This window comes from Imperialibacter sp. EC-SDR9 (genome assembly GCF_902498805.1).
Classification (GTDB): domain Bacteria; phylum Bacteroidota; class Bacteroidia; order Cytophagales; family Cyclobacteriaceae; genus Imperialibacter.
Genome location: NZ_LR701599.1, coordinates 1 through 20,460, shown reverse-complemented (window position 1 = coordinate 20,460; position 20,460 = coordinate 1). Strand labels below are relative to the sequence as shown.

General features: G+C 50.5%; 20 protein-coding genes. 11 read left to right on the top strand and 9 right to left on the bottom strand.

Annotation, left to right across the window (positions count from 1 at the left end; genetic code table 11):
- Positions 1-2 precede the first annotated feature (2 nt).
- Complete coding sequence (locus tag GC130_RS20635) at positions 3-683, top strand: hypothetical protein (protein ID WP_152000252.1); 681 nt, start codon at positions 3-5, stop codon at positions 681-683.
- 186 nt (positions 684-869) lie between these two features.
- The gene (locus GC130_RS20630; RefSeq protein WP_152000251.1) at positions 870-1,451 is read left to right on the top strand and encodes a Crp/Fnr family transcriptional regulator; all 582 of its coding nucleotides are present in this window, start codon (positions 870-872) and stop codon (positions 1,449-1,451) included.
- A 10-nt stretch (positions 1,452-1,461) separates the two neighbouring features.
- Here the strand turns inward: GC130_RS20630 and GC130_RS20625 are convergent, their stop codons facing one another.
- On the bottom strand, positions 1,462-2,079 hold the full coding sequence (locus GC130_RS20625) for a hypothetical protein (RefSeq protein WP_152000250.1): 618 nt from the start codon (positions 2,077-2,079) through the stop codon (positions 1,462-1,464).
- A gap of 191 nt (positions 2,080-2,270) precedes the next feature.
- On the opposite strand from GC130_RS20625, the gene GC130_RS20620 reads away from it, so the two are divergent.
- Positions 2,271-2,672, top strand: coding sequence for a hypothetical protein (locus GC130_RS20620; RefSeq protein WP_152000249.1), 402 nt, complete (start codon positions 2,271-2,273; stop codon positions 2,670-2,672).
- Positions 2,673-2,767: 95 nt separating this feature from the next.
- On the opposite strand, the gene GC130_RS20615 is transcribed toward GC130_RS20620, so the two are convergent.
- On the bottom strand, positions 2,768-3,730 hold the full coding sequence (locus GC130_RS20615; protein ID WP_152000248.1) for an ornithine cyclodeaminase family protein: 963 nt from the start codon (positions 3,728-3,730) through the stop codon (positions 2,768-2,770).
- 11 nt (positions 3,731-3,741) lie between these two features.
- Positions 3,742-4,605: a sulfite exporter TauE/SafE family protein gene (locus GC130_RS20610; RefSeq protein WP_152000247.1), complete on the bottom strand. Its 864-nt coding sequence runs from the start codon at positions 4,603-4,605 to the stop codon at positions 3,742-3,744.
- 79 nt (positions 4,606-4,684) lie between these two features.
- Here GC130_RS20610 and GC130_RS20605 point away from each other — a divergent pair, with 79 nt between their 5' ends.
- The gene (locus tag GC130_RS20605; protein WP_152000246.1) at positions 4,685-6,274 is read left to right on the top strand and encodes an L-serine ammonia-lyase, iron-sulfur-dependent, subunit alpha; all 1,590 of its coding nucleotides are present in this window, start codon (positions 4,685-4,687) and stop codon (positions 6,272-6,274) included.
- Between the two features lie 173 nt (positions 6,275-6,447).
- On the opposite strand, the gene GC130_RS20600 is transcribed toward GC130_RS20605, so the two are convergent.
- Entirely contained in the window at positions 6,448-7,638 is a 1,191-nt protein-coding gene (locus GC130_RS20600; RefSeq protein ID WP_152000245.1) for an exo-alpha-sialidase, read from the bottom strand.
- A 188-nt stretch (positions 7,639-7,826) separates the two neighbouring features.
- On the opposite strand from GC130_RS20600, the gene GC130_RS20595 reads away from it, so the two are divergent.
- On the top strand, positions 7,827-8,165 hold the full coding sequence (locus GC130_RS20595) for a hypothetical protein (protein ID WP_152000244.1): 339 nt from the start codon (positions 7,827-7,829) through the stop codon (positions 8,163-8,165).
- Between the two features lie 113 nt (positions 8,166-8,278).
- Complete coding sequence (locus GC130_RS20590; protein ID WP_152000243.1) at positions 8,279-9,892, top strand: lipopolysaccharide assembly protein LapB; 1,614 nt, start codon at positions 8,279-8,281, stop codon at positions 9,890-9,892.
- A 251-nt stretch (positions 9,893-10,143) separates the two neighbouring features.
- On the opposite strand, the gene GC130_RS20585 is transcribed toward GC130_RS20590, so the two are convergent.
- Positions 10,144-11,019 (bottom strand): sugar phosphate isomerase/epimerase, encoded by an 876-nt coding sequence (locus tag GC130_RS20585; protein ID WP_226940564.1) that lies wholly within the window; start codon positions 11,017-11,019, stop codon positions 10,144-10,146.
- A 31-nt stretch (positions 11,020-11,050) separates the two neighbouring features.
- Complete coding sequence (locus tag GC130_RS20580) at positions 11,051-12,394, bottom strand: Gfo/Idh/MocA family protein (RefSeq protein ID WP_152000241.1); 1,344 nt, start codon at positions 12,392-12,394, stop codon at positions 11,051-11,053.
- 402 nt (positions 12,395-12,796) lie between these two features.
- Here GC130_RS20580 and GC130_RS20575 point away from each other — a divergent pair, with 402 nt between their 5' ends.
- The gene (locus GC130_RS20575; protein WP_152000240.1) at positions 12,797-13,006 is read left to right on the top strand and encodes a hypothetical protein; all 210 of its coding nucleotides are present in this window, start codon (positions 12,797-12,799) and stop codon (positions 13,004-13,006) included.
- Positions 13,007-13,112: 106 nt separating this feature from the next.
- On the opposite strand, the gene GC130_RS20570 is transcribed toward GC130_RS20575, so the two are convergent.
- A complete protein-coding gene (locus GC130_RS20570) occupies positions 13,113-16,391 on the bottom strand; it encodes a glycosyl hydrolase (RefSeq protein WP_152000239.1) in 3,279 nt (1,092 codons plus the stop codon).
- Positions 16,392-16,677: 286 nt separating this feature from the next.
- Here GC130_RS20570 and GC130_RS28940 point away from each other — a divergent pair, with 286 nt between their 5' ends.
- From GC130_RS28940 to GC130_RS20555, 4 genes are all read left to right on the top strand, one after another.
- Complete coding sequence (locus tag GC130_RS28940; RefSeq protein ID WP_226940563.1) at positions 16,678-16,824, top strand: hypothetical protein; 147 nt, start codon at positions 16,678-16,680, stop codon at positions 16,822-16,824.
- A gap of 82 nt (positions 16,825-16,906) precedes the next feature.
- Positions 16,907-17,860: a hypothetical protein gene (locus GC130_RS20565; protein WP_152000238.1), complete on the top strand. Its 954-nt coding sequence runs from the start codon at positions 16,907-16,909 to the stop codon at positions 17,858-17,860.
- A 219-nt stretch (positions 17,861-18,079) separates the two neighbouring features.
- Positions 18,080-18,559: a hypothetical protein gene (locus tag GC130_RS20560; protein ID WP_152000237.1), complete on the top strand. Its 480-nt coding sequence runs from the start codon at positions 18,080-18,082 to the stop codon at positions 18,557-18,559.
- Positions 18,556-19,032: a hypothetical protein gene (locus GC130_RS20555; protein WP_152000236.1), complete on the top strand. Its 477-nt coding sequence runs from the start codon at positions 18,556-18,558 to the stop codon at positions 19,030-19,032. Before GC130_RS20560 ends, GC130_RS20555 begins: the two co-directional genes overlap by 4 nt.
- A 582-nt stretch (positions 19,033-19,614) precedes the next feature.
- Here GC130_RS20555 and GC130_RS29110 read toward each other — a convergent pair.
- Together GC130_RS29110 and GC130_RS20550 are read right to left on the bottom strand one after the other, a co-directional pair.
- Positions 19,615-19,746, bottom strand: a complete 132-nt coding sequence (locus tag GC130_RS29110; RefSeq protein WP_255471535.1) for a hypothetical protein — start codon at positions 19,744-19,746, stop codon at positions 19,615-19,617.
- Between the two features lie 242 nt (positions 19,747-19,988).
- On the bottom strand, positions 19,989-20,282 hold the full coding sequence (locus GC130_RS20550) for a GIY-YIG nuclease family protein (protein WP_152000235.1): 294 nt from the start codon (positions 20,280-20,282) through the stop codon (positions 19,989-19,991).
- Positions 20,283-20,460: the final 178 nt, after the last annotated feature.

The following is a 20,460-nucleotide window of genomic DNA, read 5'->3' as shown; positions in this document are numbered from 1 at the left end:
GAATGACACTCAGCAAGAAAATATTTCTTCTTTTAATACTTCCGGCCCTTTTCATCAACGCCGCTCATAGCCAAACCATTAACTGGGCTAGTTTGGGAAAAGAGCAACGCCATATTGCGCATGCCCATGCAGGTTTCGACTATGCATTTGTGTATGGCGTCGGCTACAGCCGCCAATTGTTATCGCCAATTCCCATTTTAGCCACTATCGATTTCTCCACTCCGGTGGGTAACAAGGTGCTCGACGATTTCAAAACGAAAATCGGTGGCGTGGCAGACCTGTGTGAGTTCAATAACTTTCACCTAAGTGCTTCAGTATATGGCATCTACCGTCGGTACGAAAACCCAATGGCCGTGCTGCAAAATTTCGGCAGTGAGTTCAAGGGCGTCTTTGGTTTTTATCAGAGCAAGTGGTTTGTGGCAGCCGAATTTGGCTTCGACAAGGCAATTGTTACCCACTTCGAACATTCGGATGCATTCAAAGAAAATTATCCTGAAGTGAAAAACGGCTGGTACCAACCTGCAACAGGCGGAAACTTCAGCTACGGCGTGCAAACGGGACTATCATTTGATGGTGTAGATGCTTTGTTTCGGATTGGGAAAGTAGTGACCCAAGATTTTAAGTCAAGTCCCACGATTCCGTTTTATGCAGAGTTCGGTACTAATATCAAAATCAATAGGTAGTATTTAAAATTCTTCCAGGGCCAGACCGGTTAGCAGCCGTGTTCTGGCCCATTTTTTGTGCTAATTCCTGCACAAAACATTTCAAAAAAAATCCAGCAACTTTGCCACTAGTAACGAAGCAGTGTCCGGCAAGCAGTTTGATATTGAACAGCTTGGCATCTCCGGTTTAACGTTTAATTTTATCAGATGACTAATAGCAAAGTTTCGACGGTTCAAGTGTCTAAGTTAAAGAACCTTTCAGAGGAAGAAAGTCGGGCGATAGAAGAAGCGTACCCTGTAAAAACATTCGACAAAGGCACTTATCTGCTAAAAGCCGGACAAATAGCAAAAGAAGGCTATTCCGTTGTGCAGGGGTGCATCCGAAGATTTTCGATTGTGGATGGGGAGGAAATTACCACAGACTTTTACACTGAGGGGCATACAGCGGCAGACTTCAACAGTATTGCGAGTCAAGCCCCCTCCAGGCATTTCTTCGTTTGCGTGGAAAAGACTACCGTAACAGTGAACAACGCAGAAAAAGAGGCCGCTTTCTACAAAAAATTTCCTCGTTTTGAAACTATGTGCCGTATGGAGTTTGAAAGGATGATGGGCGAAAAAGCCGACAAGGTAGAAGCCTTCGCCCAAAAAAGTCCTGAGGAGAGATACATGTATTTGTTGGAAGAGAGACCCGACTTGTTGAGCCGGGTTCCCCAGTATCAAATAGCCAGCTACCTTGGTGTCAAACCTGAAACACTTTCAAGAATCAGAAAACGTATCACGATTAAATAGCGTCCGTCAGCTAGAAGTTGATGCCAAAGTGCATTCCCGGTTCAAAAAGGAAGAAGTTGCGCCACTTGTCTTCTTGAACCTGAAAGGAGGCAGGTAAATTAGTATTCACAGGCCACCAGGTAGCCGCCACCGACGGCTCAATAAACACACGGTTTTTAAACAGCCTTAGCTGATAGCCAAACCTTAGCGTGTTGAAAAGCTGAAACCCGCTTTGGATTTTCTGATCGTTTTCGTCCAAATAGTTTTGACGGAATGCAGTAGAATGCACCTGCCCGTACAGGCGTTTCCAAAGAAACCGCTTGTAGGCCAATCCTACACCAAAAGCCCTTACGCTTCCAGGAAAACCCGACGCCTCTTTTTCGTAGTCGGGGCCATAGGGCCTGCCAAGAGGGCCACCATACAACCAGGTAATGGCCTCCACCGACAGCACGTCTTTTGGAGTGATCCGATAGCCATAGTTCAGCTGAAAGTACTCAGGTGAGGGCGTAAGAATTGGGGTAGCCAGTATAAACAGCGTACTTCCGATAAAGTGTCGCCGGAAAGTGCTGTCTTTGTCTCCCGACTGAGCATCAGCATTGACCGACAAAGCAGCCCACAATAGCACTGAAAAAATAATTCTGTTCTTCATAGTTCCTTTTTTTGATTCAAAGGTCTGGCAACGGCAGGTGCGGTTCATTGACTTGAGTCAAGAAAGAAGGAGGGTGGTGAGAAAAAGTTCTGTCCTCGCAGTAGAGGACATAGTATGCCAAACAGTTTGTTGGATTATATTGGATAGCTGAAGTGGCCCTTGATGGCTAAAAATCCTCAGTAATTGTAGCGATGAAAAACTTTAAGCTCTTTCAACTCTGGTTTCTCATCCCGGGAGTGGCTTTGGTAGCAACCAGCGTTCTTGTTCCTTTGAACTACCTCTACGCACAACTCTGCTGGACGCCCACCGAGGCCATCATTACGGGGACGGTGCTAAATACCGACGGGCCGGAGGCGGAACTATTAACGCTGATGGACTTTACCGACGGTGAAGGTGTGGTCCATCACATCAGCGAAGACGAGGAAAGAGAAACACTCACCAGAGGCGCCGACGACCAGCATGTGCGTATCTACTACGACCCCCTGGATCCAAGCAATTACGTGCTGGCTAACTATGGAAGGTACCTGATCGTGCTTTTCCTTCCCCTGGGCTTATTGGCCTGCTACCTCGGATGGCCTCGTGAAGATGCTTAATGGTAGTTTTGGCGTTTGTCTCACACGCAAGCAACTTCATCCATTGCTGCCATAAGGTTGGCTGCGAGCGTCGAATATTGCCCCAGCTCGAAAGACTAAAACGCTACCTGGGCGCCCTTATTGGACTGCACTGCCCTTTCATACATGGCCTGCGCTACGAACAAATCGTACACCGCCATGCCCGCCGATTTGTAAGCAGTCGTCTGCTGAACATCAACGCTTGCTTCTTTGGTGATTAATTTTCCAATCGTAAGCAGATCAGTTTCCTTCAAGATACCCTTCGTTACCGGATTAATACAATCCCCCGGTTCCACCCGGGCATCTTCAGAGTCCATAAACAGCCTTCCAGCGAGCTTAAACACTTCATCGGGCAACTCCTGCATGGAGGGTTTAAAAGAGCCTATGCTGATAAAACACTTTCCTTTCAAGAGACGGCTGTCGTCAGGCAATACTGGTACCTGGGAGGGCGTTGCCGCAATCACGGCATTTGTTTTGCCAAGCAACTCTTCTGCGGAATAACTCCCCTCAATTGCCACTTCGGGAAAATAGGATTGCATAAAGGCGGTCAAACGGGCGGCACCGCTCTCCGACCGATGCAGGTAATGGACGGTTGATATCTTCCTAACCGTGCAAGTCATCGCCGCCAGATGAAGGCCCATCACGCCGCATCCTATCAATCCAAAACTTGAGGTGTCTGAAGGCGTTAGGTACTTGATGCCAATGGCACCCAGGGCGCCCGTGCGGAGAGCGGTTATCTTCGAGGCATTCATCAGCGCCAGCGCCTCCCCGGTTTCAGCATCGTTCAACACAAGTGCACCGATGTTGACGGGCAGATTTTTATCCCGATTCGCCGGGAATACGTTCACCAGCTTGTTGGCAAAATAACGATCGCCCCAGGCCGGCATGCAGATCATTGTATTCTTTCCTTTTTCGATATGCATGCGCAAAGGAACAATCACCTCCTGCCTTTCATAGTCGATCATGGCGTTCTCAACTTCCTCTATTACTTCCGAGAAGGAAAGTAAATCGCCCATTAACTCATTTTGCAATACAAGCATGCGACAACTGTTTAGTTTTCCTGGTTTCGAAGGCCTGCCCGAAGCATGACCGCAGCAGTATAAAGAATCACGCCGAGCACCACCCAGCGCAGGGTATCCAACTCCAATGATTTCACTACAAAAGCCGCTATGAATACACCTATAAGGCCTGCCATGGCAATCGCAAAAGCAGCTTTTCTGTTATAGGCACCTGCTTTAATAAAACGATATGAGGCCATGGGCATCAGGAAGGCACATGAGCCCATCATGATGGGAAATGCCACTGCGGGCGACATGCCTAATGCAAATACCAGGGCCATGCACGGTGCGTAAAGTCCGATACCCGCTGTCATAATCGCCCCCAGCACAAAATTGGCAGCCACCGCTAATATCAGCTTGCCCCCGGCAAGACCAATCGCCTCTCCTCCTCCTTCTATCCAGTTCATTTTAGTAGCCACCATAAAACACGCAGTGATGAGAAGGGCAATGCCCATGGTCAGTCTGATAACGTTCTCAGGTAACTTCGCCACTATTCCAGCCCCCAGCAAGGCACCTGCACCCGAAGCCACCACCATCAGTACCAGCGTCCATGGTTCTACCTCCACAATTCGTATGAAGATAATTGCCTGCGCCATGGTCGGAATGGCGTTTCCCACATTAAGGGTTCCTGGCAACAATCGGTCCTCTGTTTGCTTCGTGAATTTCAGCAGTGCAGTTTCAATGGCAAAGGAGCCGATGCCCAGTGTGTCAAAGAAATTACCAACCAACCCTATCAATCCTGTTTTTGTCCAACTGTTACCCTCCAGTTGTGTGCGGTGTTTTAGATAGTCGAGAAAGAGAACAACTGCGATCCAAATAGCCAGCAGCACTAAAACAGTCCAGATAATTGTAATCATAGATAACCTGTTGATGGGAGCTGCAAATAATGAAACAAATTTCTTAAATTGATGAGCCATCTCTTAAAATTTACAGTCCATGGAAAGTTATCCCAGCATATTCAATGACGTAATCGGCCCGGTCATGCGGGGCCCTTCCAGCTCTCACTGCGCTGCATCACTTCGCATCGGCAGGCTGTGCAGAGATTTGATGGATGAAAACATCACGGAGGTAAATATTGAGTTTGACCCAAACGGTTCGCTGGCCACCACCCACAAGGGACAAGGCTCCGACATGGGTTTGTTTGGTGGTTTCCTGGGATGGGAAGCCTACGACGAACGACTGCCCAACTACTTGCGGGCGATAGATGAAGCAGGTATTAAAATCACCATCGACATTCACCCAATTGGCGCCACCCACCCCAACACCTATAAGCTCACTTTAAAAAATCCGAAAGAAACGCATACGCTCACCGCACTATCGACCGGTGGAGGCATGATTCAGGTAATTGAAATTGATAGTGCGCCGTTGTTGATGGCCGGCGATTTCTTTGAAACCCTGGTCTATACAAAGTCGCCTGATAAGGTGGCTGATTTCCTGAAGGGTTCAATCGACTGTGATGAGATCAATATTCACCACGGTGACCAGCCTTTTGTAGAGGTGAAGTCAAATCAGTTCATTTCATCGGACATCATCGGCGAATTGCAGCAACTTGAAAGCACGCTCGTTATAAAACAGCTGTCGCCGGTACTGCCAGTGCTGGCCAGAAAGAACCTACAGGTTCCCTTTATCACAGCTGAAGCAATGCTGGAGTACAACAAAGACAAAAACCTATCGCTATGGGAGCTGGCAGTTCACTACGAAAGCGCCAGAGGGGCTATTTCGCATGACGAAGTGTTTGAAAAAATGCGGGCCATTGTTGCCATCATGCAAAATGCCATTGAAATCGGCGTAAAGGGCACCTCTTATGAAGACCGTATCCTGGGACCGCAGTCGGTCAACTTCAAAAAGCAGATGGAAAAGAAGACCCTGGTGGAAGGCGATGTGCTCAATACCGTTACGCTTTATACCTCAGCCATGATGGAAGTAAAAAGCTCAATGGGTGTCATCGTAGCAGCGCCCACTGCTGGTTCGTGCGGTGCGCTGCCAGGAGCCATCATTGGCACTGCGACTACCTTGAATTTGTCTCAGGATGAAATGGTAAAAGCAATGCTGGCCGCTGGCATCATTGGCGTGTTCATCTCGGCCCATGCCACGTTTGCCGCCGAGGTAGGTGGTTGTATGGCGGAATGCGGCTCTGGTTCCGGCATGGCTGCCGCAGGACTGGTGGTGTTGAAAAAAGGCACCCTTGCTCAATCGCTTACGGCTGCCTCCATCACGTTGCAGTCGTCGCTGGGAATGATTTGCGATATGGTGGCCGACAGGGTGGAAGCTCCCTGCCTGAACCGAAACGTGATGGCTGCCTCTACCGCTATCTCCTGTGCCAACATGGCACTGGCCGATTATGATCAGGTCATTCCATTGGATGAAGTAATTGAAACCATGAAGAAGGTGGGCGATGCCATTCCCAACACCTTGCGGTGCACGGGCCTTGGTGGTCTGGCCATTACCAAAACTGCGAAGAAAATTGAAGCCATGCTGGCTGAGAAAGAAGAGGCTCAAAGCAAAACTTTCTTTAAGGTTTGTTGATTTCATCATCTCCCGCTCTCCCGCGAGAGTAGCAAGTCGGGCTGTAGGCTTGCGTGTTCACTCCAGACAAGCCTTGCAGCTTGCTTTACCGCAGTTCTATTGTTTGTCTCACGTTCTGGTGTGTGTCTCACATGCCTGCTCACCCCGTTCTGGCATGTGTCACACATGCCAGTTTACCTCACCACCTTCGCAGGATCCACCACCACATATTTGATCGATTTCTCCGTCTCGCTGGTGCGGGAGGAGTAGGTGATGTGTAGCAGCCCTTTGTCGTCTTGCAGCAGGCAGGGGTAAGAGTAACTGCCACCATCCCCTTTTTCATGGTCTTCGAGGCGCACCTTCCATTTCCAGGTCTCGCCTTCGTCGTCCGACAGGTAAAGGCTCACCCGGTAACGGCCATCGTCAATGTCATTGCCCAAAAAGGCCCACTTGCCATCCTTCAGCTTGAGCAGCTCCACGCTGGCAGTGTTGGGGATGTCGGTTTTCACCGTTGCACTCCACGACTCCCCACCATCTGTTGACACACTTTTGTGCACCCTTGAGGGCGCATCGCCACTGTCCCTCATCAGGGCAACGATGTCTCCGTTTTCTTTCTGCGCCAGGGCAGGCTGTATCGGCCCACGACCAACAATCGGAAGGCTGGCCCGCCAGGAGGCACCGTCATCGTCCGAAATAGCTACCAGCGACATATTGAACCCGTCCGAGTAGAGCGGTAGCAGTATTTTTCCGTTGTCGAGTTGCAGCGGCTTGATGCGGGTCATCCAGCCCACGCTCGTTTTGCTCGCATCCTTGCTCGCTTCTATGATCATTTTGTCATACGACGGCGCATACTCCGCCCAGCCAGCCGGGTTGCCCGGCAAGTCTTTGAACTTAGCGGCCACCTCAGTAGCAAAGGCTTCTCCCGGAGCGAGCAGGATATTATCCTGCCAGTCCCAATCCGGGGCGCCATCGGTATTGTAGTGGGTAGAGGTACGCATCCGCAAAATGGAGTTCTCCCAGCGATGGGCCTGCACGGCTATCCATACGAGAAAAAGCTTACCGCTTCCGTTCATAAACAGCACCGGATTGCAATCGGGCAAGCCGGGGGTGTCAGCCATGAGGAAAGGTGCAATCCAGGTTTTTGCGCCCTTCTTTAGCCTGGACCCCATCAGTCGAACATCGTCGGCCGTGCGTTCACCGCTCCCCTGAAACCACACCGCCAGCTTGTCGCCATTAGGCAAAATGACCAGGCTGCTGGCGTGGGTATGCTCCGACTGCGGGGGAAAGATGAGTTGCTGGCTGATGATGAAGTCGGAGGGCTTTTGGGCTGGAGACAGGTGAGCCCATAAAAAGCAGGCCAGGAGGTATAGGGTCGTGTGTTTCATGATATAGGGTGATTGGGAGAGGTAAGATAAAAAATGTTTACAAAGGGAGCGTAAATCGTTTTTGACTATATCTTTCCCGAAAAAGACGCTGAATAAGAACAGCGTCCCTTCCTACCTTTCGGACACTCTTAGAGAGGGTCGTAGAGCCCCTCCCAACTATTTGCGCTAATGTAGCGTCTAAATTAACAATGAAATCACATATTCTCCCCCTGATGCTTATTATTGCTTTAACCTTTTCGTGTAAGGATGATATTCCCTGCGACGATTTGGCCTGGTTAGATGCAGAAATAGAAACTATAAAGGAATACGGGCTTGTTCAGTTTTTTTACGTGTATCAGGCTGAATACAAGGGAATGACGGTTTTTTATGTTGACAACTGCTGTCCCAATTGCTCCACTGTCGCACCCGAAGTCCGCAACTGCTTAGGCAAGGCAATTGGAACCCTTAGGGATGATATTGAGCCTGATAAACTCAAAAATGGCAAAGTCTACTGGCAACCAGATGATTTTGCCTGCACAATAAAATAACGCATTTCCTGGGGCCAGTATTTTCTGTGCACAAGTAGCCTGCCACCTGTCGCTCCGCAGCTGCACCAGGCGCCCCACTTACTTAACATGCGTTTTTTCATTAACTTCATCTTATGAAAAAACCGACCGTTACATCCCTGACTCTCTCGCTCTTCATTCTTATCGCAGCATCCTGCACTCAACAATCCTCTTCATCCGAAGACACTCAGCTAGGCGATCTGCAGCATAGTTTCTCTATATCTGACAAGGCAAGCGACTCTTTTGACCAGGGGCTTTTGCTGCTGCATAGCTTCGAATATGACGATGCCAAGGAAGCGTTCCAAAAGGCTACAGAAGCCGATCCTGACGAGCTCATGGCCCACTGGGGCCTGGCGATGACGCATTACCGGGCACTGTGGGGCTTACAGGACGTAGAAGCAGGACGTAAGGTGATTCAGGCTGTTGGGGAAACCAAAGAGGCCAGACTAAAAAAAGCCGAAAATCAACTGGAAAGCGATTTCTGGGAAGGTGTAGAAATTCTCTACGGAGAAGGTGAGCTCGACGAGCGCAACAAAGGCTATGCGGATCACATGGCTACCGTGTATGCAGCCAATCCCGACAACCAGGAAGTAGCGGCTTTTTACGCCCTCGGACTTATGTGGGCAGGCTACACCAACCAGGACAACCTCAATAAATCCGCCGAAGTGGCAGCCGGAATTATTTCTGAGAACCCCACCCACCCGGGAGCTTTGCACTACATGATTCACGCCAACGACGATCCGGCCTACGCTCAGATTGCGCTCACTGCGGCCGATAAATATGCAAATGTTGCCCCCGATGCCTCCCATGCGCTCCACATGCCTTCGCACATTTACGTAGCACTTGGTATGTGGAACAAAGTGGTCAGCTCCAACATCGCCTCTTATCAGGCAAGCTTGCATCGTATGGAGGCAAAAGGACTTGGCGGAAAAGAAAGAGGCTACCATGCCATGGCCTGGCTGCACTACGGCTACCTGCAGACTGGCGAGTATCAAAAAGCTGCCGATCTATTGGCTGAGATCATCGGCTACCACCAGGATTCCACCGCATCGAAGAGCTATTTGATTACCATGCAAAACGAACAACGCATCGAGGCTGGGTACTGGGCGGAAGGGCTCACGCCACAAAAAGTGGATTACTCGCAACTTGGGCTTTCGGAAAAGTCGGCCATGCATTTTTTCAATGGTTTGCTGGCCTTCGACGAAAAAGACGCTGCAGCGATCCAACTGGAAATTGACGGGCTTAACCGCCAGCTCAGCAAAGCCAGTCTATTGGTAAATGACGAAGGCATAGCCATGTGCAGCGCAGGCCCCACCAGGTATGCGCCCACCAAAGAAGGGCTGAAAAAAACACAGGTAGTGATTCACCAAATGAAAGCGCTGCTGGCACAGCTAAAAGGTGACAATGTATTAACAGAAGACCACCTCACCCAAGCCACCCAACTGGAAAGTGAGTGCTCCTATGATTCTGGTCCGCCGTTTATCGCCTACCCTTCCTTTGAGCAATACGGCGATTGGCTACTGGCCCAAAACAGACCTGAAGAGGCATTGACGCAGTTCAACCAGTCGTTGAGCAACCGAAAAAATCGTAACAAAGCCCTGCGTGGGAAGGTAGCTGCCCTGGAGGCATTAGGCAGAACAGAGGAAGCCAAAGAGGTGAAAGCTATTATTTCCCAGTTTGCTCCGGCTCAAAAGGTGGCAGTTAGATAATTCGTATCGGCAGAAAGAAAAGACTACAAAAGTTTCGCAGGATCGCCGGAATGCAGCCATTCCCCGCATTTCGGTTCGTTAGCCAGTGGAAGCTATTCAACCAAACTTTTGTAGGCTGCGGGAACTGATAGCGAACGTCTTCACACGCTTTGAAACATTGATCTCGTTCAGAGTCCTCTGCGAGAAACTCAGATGGAGGGTGATCAAATTATTCCGGCGTGTGAAGACACCCGCCGGAACAAAAATCAGTCTTAGCTATTCCCGACCATCTTATTAAATATCTGCAACTGCTCCTTCATGGCAGCTACCCTGTCGGCAGGTTCTGTGCGGGCTTCAAGCAGCAGCCAGCCGTCGTACTTTATGGTATTGAACATAGTCATGAGCTGCTGATAGGGGTATTCACCCACATTCAGCTCCCTGATGTGCACGGTATCGCCAAACCATTTCTTCACAGAATTGAAGTTGGCCTCCAGCCCCGGCTCCAACAGATCCTGGTCGTTGCAGTTCCAGCACATCTTCACGCTTTTTTCGGTTACCTGCTCAAAGATAGCCTTCATATTAGGCAGCTCCTGGGTCTTCTCTCCATGCACTTCCACACGCACCACCAAACCAAGGTCAGCTGCAAATTTGCCGCATTCATTGAACGAGGCCGCTATCTGGGCAATGGTCTTTTCTTTAGACACACCGTCAGGGAAACCATTGGGCTTCACCTTGATACCGGTAGATCCGATGTCCTTGCATAGCTGAAGGTATTCCTTGGTGCCTTCGATGTTCTTGCGAACCCTTGCCTGATCCGCATGATGATAGTCGAAGTTTGAACCATAACCGAGGCAGGTAACCGAACTATCGGCAAAGCGTTTTTTCACCTCAGCCCGCTGACTGGCAGAAAGGCTGGTTTCTACACCATGTGCATGTTCGGTGCGTAGCTCTACTCCCAATAGACCTGTTTTCTCACAGTTGGCAATGAGGGTGGGCAAATCCCAGTCTTTCCCCCATTGGTAAGTAACCAGGCCGAGCTTCATTTTCGGCTTTTTGGCGAACGCATTTACCATAAGTGGGTCTATCAACGACAGACCCACTCCGGCAATAACACTTTTTTGAATAAAATCACGACGTGACGTATTCATTTTCATAGGTTGTTCCATTCAAATGCTTCGCTTACACTATCTCAGGAACTTCGAACCCTTTTCTGTAATTACGTTTCAGCATTTTATCTGCCTCAGGGTCGTTAACGAAAGTTTCAGAGCTTGGATTGAACGTCAGCACACGGTCCAGTCTGTAGGCAATATTACCAAGGTGCGCCAGTCCTGAAGCAAGGTGCGCTGTTTCTACAGGACCGTTTTGCACAGACCTGTCACGCTTGCGAACAGCCTCGATAAAGTTCTTGAAGTGTCCGTCGGTGCCACCGTCGCCACGGTCCATGCCTGTGCCAGAAGCCTGTCCATCGTCGCCTGACTCGCCCGGTGTTCTGTCCTGACCCATGTAGGTCTTGAACTTGTCGTAGCCATCCACCACGAGGATGCCCTTTTCGCCGTAGAAGATGTTGCCCACTGTAGCACCATCTTCCGTGTTGGTACACCATGGGCGCACTTCGAACTGGATGATCTTGCCTTCTTCAGGGTAATTATAGATAGATGTAAGTACTTCAGGCACCTCTTTGGCATCATCCCAAAGGAATTTACCGCCCATAGAGGTGATTTTGGTAGGAAGCCCGACGTCCAAGCCCCACATGCAAAGGTCGGTTTCGTGAATACCCTGGTTGCCTACGTCTCCATTGCCATAGTCCCACGCCCAGTGCCAGTTGTAGTGTACAAGATTTTTGGTGAAAGCACGCTTGCCCGCCGGGCCAGTCCATAGGTCGTAGTCAAGGCCTTCGGGGACCGGAGAGAATCCCTGATCGCCTATACTTGGTCTCCAGCGGAACACAAGACCACGTGACATATATACCTTGCCCAGGTAGCCGTTGCGCATCAGGTCAATGGCTTTGTTAATCGCCGGTGAGCTTCTCAGCTGCACGCCGTGCTGCACAATTCTGTCGTACTTGTGTGCTGCTTCAACCATTTTGCGACCTTCCCAGATATTGTGGGACCCTGGCTTTTCTACATACACGTCTTTGCCAGCCTGGCATGCCCAGATTGTGGCCAGCGCATGCCAGTGATTGGGCATGGCGATGCTAATCACATCAATGTCCTTATTGTCAATGATCTTACGAACATCCTGCTCAAGGAGTACGTCTTTCTTATAAGTTTCTTTGAACTCAGCCTGGCGCTTTTTCAGAAGGGGCATGTCAGGGTCACACAGGTGCGTAATCTGAACATTGTCCTGCACCATAAAGCTTTTGATATGGCTTTTGCCACGGCCATTCACACCTAAAACAGCCGCATTGATACGGTCGTTGGCACCAAAAACGCTTGATGGCATGATGGTGGGTAGTGCAAACGCCACTGACCCGGCCACAGCGGTTTTCTTTATAAACTCTCTTCTAGTTGGTTCCATTTTCATTCATTTATTATTTTAAGTAGGACTATTAGTTTTCATTGTTTCAACCAGGCTTGCAAACTGCATTGTGCATGTGGTTCACCTGCTACTGTAAGACGAAGTAGCCAGGGTAATCACTTACATAAGGTACGAAAAAAGCCGATTAAATTGACGAGCGGTCGGGTTGGGAATTCAGAGGAGGAAACGGTGACGAGTTTAAGCGATTGTTAAGAGGCTTGGGGGCTTTACCAGCATCCCTCCGTCGTTCCGGTGGGTGCATGCGCACACCAGCACCAAGCCCCGTTCAAAACCCTGGGTTGGCGGGCAAAGGTACTTGGCACTCAACTTTAGCTACTGCAAAATGGGCTTAACCCTGTCAGGATTACCTATTACCTTCAGGATGGGGCTTCACCACCCTCCTGATTTATGCCGCCCTTTCAGGGCTTTGAAGCGCTTGAAAACTTAAGGTATGGAGCATCCATGCATTGCTTGAGAAACAGCGTTCTTTCTAACACTGCCCTCCACTCCCTCACTTCCTCGCCCGCCGAAGCTTTCAGCGTAGATGGGCCGCTCCTTGAAGCCATTGGCGTAGGCGGGTTACTTCCGTCTCCTTTCTTTCATTACCCCGGCGTCTGACGGCTCCACCGCAAATGCCACTCGCCGTAACGACGCCTGCCCTGCGACTCCGATTGTCCGAATGTCCGAACATCTGACTATCCGAACATCCGACTGTCCGACTGTCCTACTCGAATTTTCTGCCCGGCGTCCAGGGCGCACCTGCCGCCTCAAGCGCTGCTTCGTATTGCGATAGCTTGCTGAGGTAGGCAGCCATATCTCCTTTGAACTGGCTAAATTCAATGCCTGCAATGTCGATGTTTCGCTGCTGCGTTACCGTGGGCGTTTGCCGGGTATCCCAATGACCGTAAGCCACCTGCCCTACTCTGCTCATGATCGACGGCACGGTCGATTCGTTCATGCCTCTTCGGATGCGGTCACCTGTGAGACGAGTGCGCAGGGCAGCCAGCTCTTTCTCCAGGTCATTTTGCCTGGCAAACAGCTCCTGTTTTGCCTGAGGCGTTTCCATCAGTGCTGCCCTCATATAGCGCAGCTTTTCCCCTGCTTCACCCAGCTGACTGGCAGCCCCTGATATTTGGCGGGAAAGCTCGCTGGTCTTCTGCTGAAAGGCTGCCACCATCTTAAAGTCTGTGCCTTTGGGTGCCGTAGGCACGGGCTTCACCGTAAAAGACTGTGGCGCCCCTTTGGCTTCCATCATGCCGTTGTGGAACACATATAGCTTCACGCTGTACTTGCCGGGTGCCGCAAAAGGCCCCTGTGCATCGCCTGCCCAGGGTGGCACAAAGTCGGGCTGTCGCAGGTCGATGGGGTCGGGGGCGGGAAACCGCAGGTCCCAGCTTACCCGGTGCAAGCCTTTGGCTGTGGCTCCTTTGATCCAGCGGACGGGCTGCCCGCTTTCGTCGCTCACCAGCAACATGGCCTGAGGGGCCTTTTCGGTCGACTCCTCCAGCAGCCTTTCCCAGCCAGGGAAGGGCACACTGGCGTTCTTTTCGTTCAGGGTCTTTTCAGTAGCCTGGCGCTGTGCTTTCATCGTCTGCGGCACATCGTTCAGGTAGTAGGTAAATACAGCGCCAAACGGAGGGTTAGCCGCCCTGAAGCTGGTAGTGCCCAGCGTTGGCATGCCTTTGGCCTGCATAGGCACGCTTGGCACATACCACCAGGCATCTCTCACTGCAAACAAGGTAGCGTTGTTCAGGCTCACCGCCTGGCTCAGGTTTCTCAGGGGCGTGTAGTCATCAAGCACGTAGAAGCCCCGCCCGAAAGTAGCGGCCACCAGGTCATTGTCACGCTTGTGCAGCTCAATGTCCCGCACCGGAATGGTGGGCATGCCGTTCTTCAGCCTGATCCAGTTCGTCCCTTTGTTTACGGAAAAATAGATGCCGTACTCTGTGCCAATAAACAGCAGATTAGGATCGACAGGGTCTTGTTTGATCACCCACACAATGGTGCCGATGGGCAGGTCGCTGGCAATAGACCGCCAGCTGCGGCCCCGGTCGGTGCTGATGAACAGGTAAGGGCTGAAGTCGCCAAACTTATGGGCGTCGGCCACGGCAAACAAGGTATTGGCCTCGTGAGCCGACGCTTCTATGTCGTTGATAAAGGACAGCAAAGGCACCTTGGGCAGGGCGGCACTCTTGCGCCAGTTTTGTCCGCCGTCCTCGCTCACCTGTATCAGGCCGTCGTCGGAGCCGGTGTACAGCAGACCTTCCTTGAGGGGCGACTCGGCTATCGACGTCAGCGTGGCGTATTTCGACATGGCTCCATTGTCGTAAAGGGCATCGGCGCTCCACACCCTGCCCATGAGCTGCAGCTCGTAGCGGTTGCGATTGGTGGTCAGGTCGGGACTGATGGGCGCCCACGAGTCACCACGGTCGTCGCTGCGCCACACCCGCTGCGAGCCGTAGTAGAGGCGGGAGCCCTTGTGCGGACTGATGAGAATAGGGGCATCCCAGTTCCAGCGCTCAGGGGCATCGCCTGGAGCAGGCTGGGGCTGAATGTCGAGTGTTTCTTCGCTGCGACGGTCCAGGCGCTTCAGGCTGCCCTCCTGAATTTCCACATACACAATATTCGAATCATCGGGATCCACGGCATTGTCATAGCCATCGGCGCCAAGCGGCACATACCAGTCCTGGTTGCGCACGCCCTCCACATTGGTGGTGCGGGACGGCCCAATGAGCGAGCCCAGGTCCTGCGCTCCACCCACGATATTATAGAACGGCTCGGCATTGTCGAGCGAGAGCTTGTAGAACTGTGACACTGGCATGTTAGGAAAATGCCGCCAGGTGGTGCCTTCGTCGTAGGACTCGTACAACCCCGCATCGCAGCCAGCCAGCAGGTGTTCTCCATCAGCAGGATCGATCCACAGCGCATGGTTGTCGCTGTGCTTCTCACGGCCTGTCCCCAGGTAGTCAAACGTTTTGCCTCCATCCCTCGTCACGTGCAAGAACACATCCATTTGGTAGACCAGGTCGGCATTCGCAGGCGAGGCCTCAATCTCCTGGTAGTAGTGCGGGCCTGTGCCTCCCGAAATATAGCTGTTGCGCTTTTCCCAGCTCTCACCTTTGTCGATAGAGCGGTAAAAGCCCTTTTCGTTGTCGGCAGCTTCAATGGTGGCGTACACCAGCTGGGGATTGGCCGGCGTAACGGCCAGGCCTATTTTGCCCATGTCTCCTTTGGGAAGGCCGGTGGCCATGCGGCGCCAGGAGGCACCCCCATCGCTGGATTTGTAAATGCCAGACTTAGGCCCGCCCGCCAGCAACGACCACACATGGCGGCGGCGCTGATAGGCGGCGGCGTACAGCACGTCAGGGTTGGAAGGATCAAATTCCACATCCGTCACGCCCGTGTTTTCATCGATAGGCAGTACCAGCTGCCAGGTCTTTCCGTCGTCGGTAGTTTTGTAGAGGCCACGGTCGCCACCAGCTGACCACAGGGGACCCTCGGCTGCCACGTAAGCCACGTGGCTGTTGCGGGGGTCGATCAGTATTTTGCCTATATGCTCTGATGCCGGTAGCCCCATGGCTTTCCAGGTTTTGCCGCCGTCGCCGCTGCGGTACACACCACTGCCCCAGCCCATGTGGCGGCCACTCACGTTTTCGCCGGTGCCTACCCACACCACATCGGGGTTGTTGGGGTCGATGGTGACCGAGCCAATGGAGTACGAAGGCTGCTCATCGAACACGGGCTGCCACGAGGTGCCACGGTTGGTGGTTTTCCACAGGCCACCGGAGCCCACGGCCACATACCAGGTACTGCGGTCGGCAGTGCTCACAGCAATATCAGCAATACGGCCAGCCATCAGCGCCGGGCCAATGCCACGGAGCTTTAAGCCCGCTGCGGCTTCCGCCAGGGCGTCTTTATTGGTGGTTTGAGCAATGGCTTGGGGAAGGAACCTCCCGCTCGTGAGGAAAAGGGCAAGTGCGAGGACAAAGGCTTTTTTCAACATGGTAACAATGGTTAATGACAGTTCTTCAATTTATCTTCAATACCGACCCTGTGAGGTCGCAAAAATGATATTGCTTCAAGGGTAACCTTATGCATCTTAGCAAGAATTATTGAGGAGTCAAGGGGGAAAGTGGATTGGTGGTAGGGGGGGGTGAAGGAGATTACAAAAGTGCGCTACAACAGCTACAGTGCTACACTTTCAAAGCCAACGTCATGCCGATTGTGAGGAACGAGCGAGGCATCCCCCTGGGAATGGCAGACAGACGGATAGAGAAACTGCAAACATCATGGAGACTTCTCCGCTTCGCTGCGAAGTGACGACTGCTATTGTGGCTTTGTACGTTAAGCGGCAGTTTACAAAGTTGTTAGTAGGCATCATTTTACTGAAAGCCTTTAAATACGCATACCTGTCCAATGATTATCCCATTCTATGAAAGTATTTATTAAATTGGTAGCCATATAAAACGAGTTTGGCTATCTGTCATACCAAATTGTTAGCGGTAAAATACTTTCAGAATGAACATATTTGGGCTATTTAAATCAAAAGACAACAAACATATAGAAAAGCCTATAGAAAGACTTAGGCCAAATGAAGATCAAGAATTGATTTGCCTGAATAAAAGTAATTACTCGAAGCTATTAAGTAGCAACATCCCAGAAACTGATCAATTTGAACTGTCGGAAATCCTGATCAATGAGGGAGAGTATTTCAAACCAAATCAAACGTTATTAATTTTAGGTTCAAAAATTCATGGCAGTGGGCTTTTATACATCAATCTTCCGTACGGCGGAAGATTAGATAAATTTTTGATAAAAAAAGAGACAAGAATTCGTTTGAATGACGAGCTTCTTTTTGTGCACAAAATTGAGGATGACGGAGTACTAAACTGTAAGCTCCTTGAACAAAACAGGCCTAAGCTTGAGCAAACTGAAGTTGGCTATTTAGAAGATGAATTCACAGATGCTAAAACTATACAGTTCACAAAAGTAGCTTCGGAAGAATCTGAATACTTCAAACTTTACCTTGATCAAACAACTTTTGCGCATGAGTATTTAGGGTTATCTTTAGTGAATCATAATGGCTATATCTATGCCTCATTTAACTCAAGAAATAAAGATATCACCTTAGCAAAAGGAGACTCATTGATTATGCTGTTTGACGATAAATCAAAACTAAATTTCAATTTTGTAAGTGTCGGAGAAGGAACCAAGGGATTCAGATTCAATCACTCACCAATAGGATTTGAAGAACTTGATATTCTACTGAATAAGAGACTATCCAAAGTCAAGCTAGTTAGTGCGAGAAAAAAACTCTTTTCAATTTATCACATGAATCATAAGATAAACGAGAATCAAACAATGTCAATTAATCAGCGCACTCAGTATCAGACAGAATTGGAAGGCCAATATTTGCTGCAATTTATGACTGCAAGGTTTATCGATATGAATAAGCGATATAAGATTAAATAATCCTTCCAACCCCACCTTTGGATAAATCCAGATTTTTCTGTCACGAAAATTTAGTGGCAGTTGGGGAGTCCGCCAAAATTAATGAATTTAAACAACGGTGTGGTTTACCCCGCTAGTCCTAGCAGTCCCTAACCAGAACGCAGGCTGGTGCGATTGCCGACTGGCGAAGCTGAGGCTCGTACCTTTCCCTCCCGCATTCCAGTCTCATCACGACGGTTAATGAGCCATTTTGAAAACACTGCAAACATCGAGGGGACTCCGTTCCACGTCGGCTCCACTGCGTTGCGAAGTGACGGCTGTAATGGAAGATTTGTGCGAGCAGTAGCAGTACCGCACAAAGTACAAGCACAGCTAACATTTCCACGCCGACGTCATGCCGATTCCGAGGAACGAGGGAGGCATCCCCTTGGGAATGGCAGTGAGTTGGATAAGGCAGTGTTGGGTATATCGAATCCAGTGGGTAATGGCCCAAGGTCATGGGGACTCCGTTCCACCTCGGATCCACTGCGATGCGAAGTGACGGCTGCTATGGTAGGTTGGTGCGGGCACTGGCAGTACTGCACAAAACGTGAGCACCACCACCCTTACCACACCAACGTCATCCCGATTGCGACGAAGGAGCGAAATGACGTGGAACGGGATCCTCAAGACAATGGCCGTGAGTCGGGTAAAAGCAATACCAGGTCGGGGATTTTGTGAGTAATGACAGAAGGCACGGCAGGCTCGGCAGTAGTCTGGGGGATTTCTCCGCTTCGCTGCGAAGTGACGGCTGTAATGGAAGATTTGTGCGAGCAGTAGCAGTACCGCACAAAGTACAAGCACAGCTAACATTCCCACACCGACGTCATGCCGATTCCGAGGAACGAGGGAGGCATCCCCTTGGGAATGGCAGTGAGTTGGATAAGGCAGTGTTGGGTATATCGAATCCAGTGGGTAATGGCCCAAGGTCATGGGGACTCCGTTCCACCTCGGATCCACTGCGATGCGAAGTGACGGCTGCTATGGTAGGTTGGTGCGGGCAGTGGCAGTACTGCACAAAACGGGAGCACCACCACCCTTACCACACCAACGTCATCCCGATTGCGACGAAGGAGCGAAATGACGTGGAACGGGATCCTCAAGACAATGGCCGTGAGTCGGGTAAAAGCAATACCAGGTCGGGGATTTTGTGAGTAATGACAGAAGGCACGGCAGGCTCGGCAGTAGTCTGGGGGATTTCTCCGCTTCGCTGCGAAGTGACGGCTGTAATGGAAGATTTGTGCGAGCAGTAGCAGTACCGCACAAAGTACAAGCACAGCTAACATTCCCACACCGACGTCATGCCGATTCCGAGGAANCGGGATCCTCAAGACAATGGCCGTGAGTCGGGTAAAAGCAATACCAGGTCGGGGATTTTGTGAGTAATGACAGAAGGCACGGCAGGCTCGGCAGTAGTCTGGGGGATTTCTCCGCTTCGCTGCGAAGTGACGGCTGTAATGGAAGATTTGTGCGAGCAGTAGCAGTACCGCACAAAGTACAAGCACAGCTAACATTCCCACACCGACGTCATGCCGATTCCGAGGAAAGAGGGAGGCATCCCCTTGAGAATGGCAATGAGTTGGATAAGGCAATGTTGGGTGTATCGAATTCCGTAGGTAACGTAACCCAAAGCATGGAAAGCTCAGCTGCGGGTCAGGGAGACTCCGTTCCACATCGGCTCCACTGCGTTGCGAAGTGACGGAGGCTATGGGAAATTTAGCCGTTAGTCATCCTTTCTACTCCAGTGTATCAAACAAATCTCTCCACTCCGGATTCATCGCTTCAATAAGAGCTACCTTCTTTTCGCCTGTGGCTCGTACCTTTCCCTCCCGCATGCCAGTCTCATCACGATGTTGGCAATGATCCATTCTAAAAACACTGCAAACATCGGGGGGATTTCTCCGCTGCGCTGCGAAATGACGACTGTTACCACACCAACGTCATGCCGATTGCGACGAAGGAGCGAGCAGACGTGGAACGGCATCCCCATGATGATGGAACTAAAACCGAAAAGGCATTGTATCTACCCTCGGCATTAGGTCATGGGGATTTCTCCGCTGCGCTGCGAAATGACGGCGGCAATGGGGAGTTTAGCTGTTTGCCATCCTTTCTACTCCAGTGTATCAAACAAATCCCTCCACTCCGGGTTCATCGATTCAATAAGAGCCACCTTCTTTTCCCTTCTGAATTTTTTCACTTCCTTTTCTCTGGCAATAGCCTCCTCAATAGAATGAAATAGCTCGAAGTAGACCAACTTTACAACGTTATATCTTGATGTAAAGCTTTTTGGATAAAACTTCGTCTTGTGTTTGTGGACTCTGTCAATCAAATCTGAGGTGACACCAGTGTAAAAGACTGTGTGATGCACGTTGGTCATGATGTAGACAGCACCTCCTTTTTCCATTAGATCAAGATAGGAAAAGAATTAAAATACAGTGCCAGGTCAGGGGATTCCGCAGGGCAAACGCATTTAAAAAAAGCTGGGGTTGTTGTTGGATATTAGAGTCAGCAAGACCTTGCGGCCTTGGCAGAGGTCTCATATTTGATTATATTTTTTTTTTAAAATGCGGCTCCGTCTGAGC

Excerpts from the sequence above, each read along its gene's own strand:
- GC130_RS29110 (WP_255471535.1), bottom strand. The coding sequence starts at position 19,746 with ATGGATCATTGCCAACATCGTGATGAGACTGGCATGCGGGAGGGAAAG.
- GC130_RS20570 (WP_152000239.1), bottom strand. The coding sequence starts at position 16,391 with ATGTTGAAAAAAGCCTTTGTCCTCGCACTTGCCCTTTTCCTCACGAGC.
- GC130_RS20550 (WP_152000235.1), bottom strand. The coding sequence starts at position 20,282 with ATGGAAAAAGGAGGTGCTGTCTACATCATGACCAACGTGCATCACACA.
- GC130_RS20610 (WP_152000247.1), bottom strand. The coding sequence starts at position 4,605 with ATGATTACAATTATCTGGACTGTTTTAGTGCTGCTGGCTATTTGGATC.
- GC130_RS20630 (WP_152000251.1), top strand. The coding sequence starts at position 870 with ATGACTAATAGCAAAGTTTCGACGGTTCAAGTGTCTAAGTTAAAGAAC.
- GC130_RS20625 (WP_152000250.1), bottom strand. The coding sequence starts at position 2,079 with ATGAAGAACAGAATTATTTTTTCAGTGCTATTGTGGGCTGCTTTGTCG.
- GC130_RS28940 (WP_226940563.1), top strand. The coding sequence starts at position 16,678 with ATGGAGACTTCTCCGCTTCGCTGCGAAGTGACGACTGCTATTGTGGCT.
- GC130_RS20565 (WP_152000238.1), top strand. The coding sequence starts at position 16,907 with ATGAACATATTTGGGCTATTTAAATCAAAAGACAACAAACATATAGAA.
- GC130_RS20595 (WP_152000244.1), top strand. The coding sequence starts at position 7,827 with ATGAAATCACATATTCTCCCCCTGATGCTTATTATTGCTTTAACCTTT.
- GC130_RS20585 (WP_226940564.1), bottom strand. The coding sequence starts at position 11,019 with ATGAATACGTCACGTCGTGATTTTATTCAAAAAAGTGTTATTGCCGGA.
- GC130_RS20620 (WP_152000249.1), top strand. The coding sequence starts at position 2,271 with ATGAAAAACTTTAAGCTCTTTCAACTCTGGTTTCTCATCCCGGGAGTG.
- GC130_RS20580 (WP_152000241.1), bottom strand. The coding sequence starts at position 12,394 with ATGAAAATGGAACCAACTAGAAGAGAGTTTATAAAGAAAACCGCTGTG.
- GC130_RS20615 (WP_152000248.1), bottom strand. The coding sequence starts at position 3,730 with ATGCTTGTATTGCAAAATGAGTTAATGGGCGATTTACTTTCCTTCTCG.
- GC130_RS20560 (WP_152000237.1), top strand. The coding sequence starts at position 18,080 with ATGAGCCATTTTGAAAACACTGCAAACATCGAGGGGACTCCGTTCCAC.
- GC130_RS20590 (WP_152000243.1), top strand. The coding sequence starts at position 8,279 with ATGAAAAAACCGACCGTTACATCCCTGACTCTCTCGCTCTTCATTCTT.
- GC130_RS20635 (WP_152000252.1), top strand. The coding sequence starts at position 3 with ATGACACTCAGCAAGAAAATATTTCTTCTTTTAATACTTCCGGCCCTT.
- GC130_RS20600 (WP_152000245.1), bottom strand. The coding sequence starts at position 7,638 with ATGAAACACACGACCCTATACCTCCTGGCCTGCTTTTTATGGGCTCAC.
- GC130_RS20575 (WP_152000240.1), top strand. The coding sequence starts at position 12,797 with ATGCCGCCCTTTCAGGGCTTTGAAGCGCTTGAAAACTTAAGGTATGGA.
- GC130_RS20605 (WP_152000246.1), top strand. The coding sequence starts at position 4,685 with ATGGAAAGTTATCCCAGCATATTCAATGACGTAATCGGCCCGGTCATG.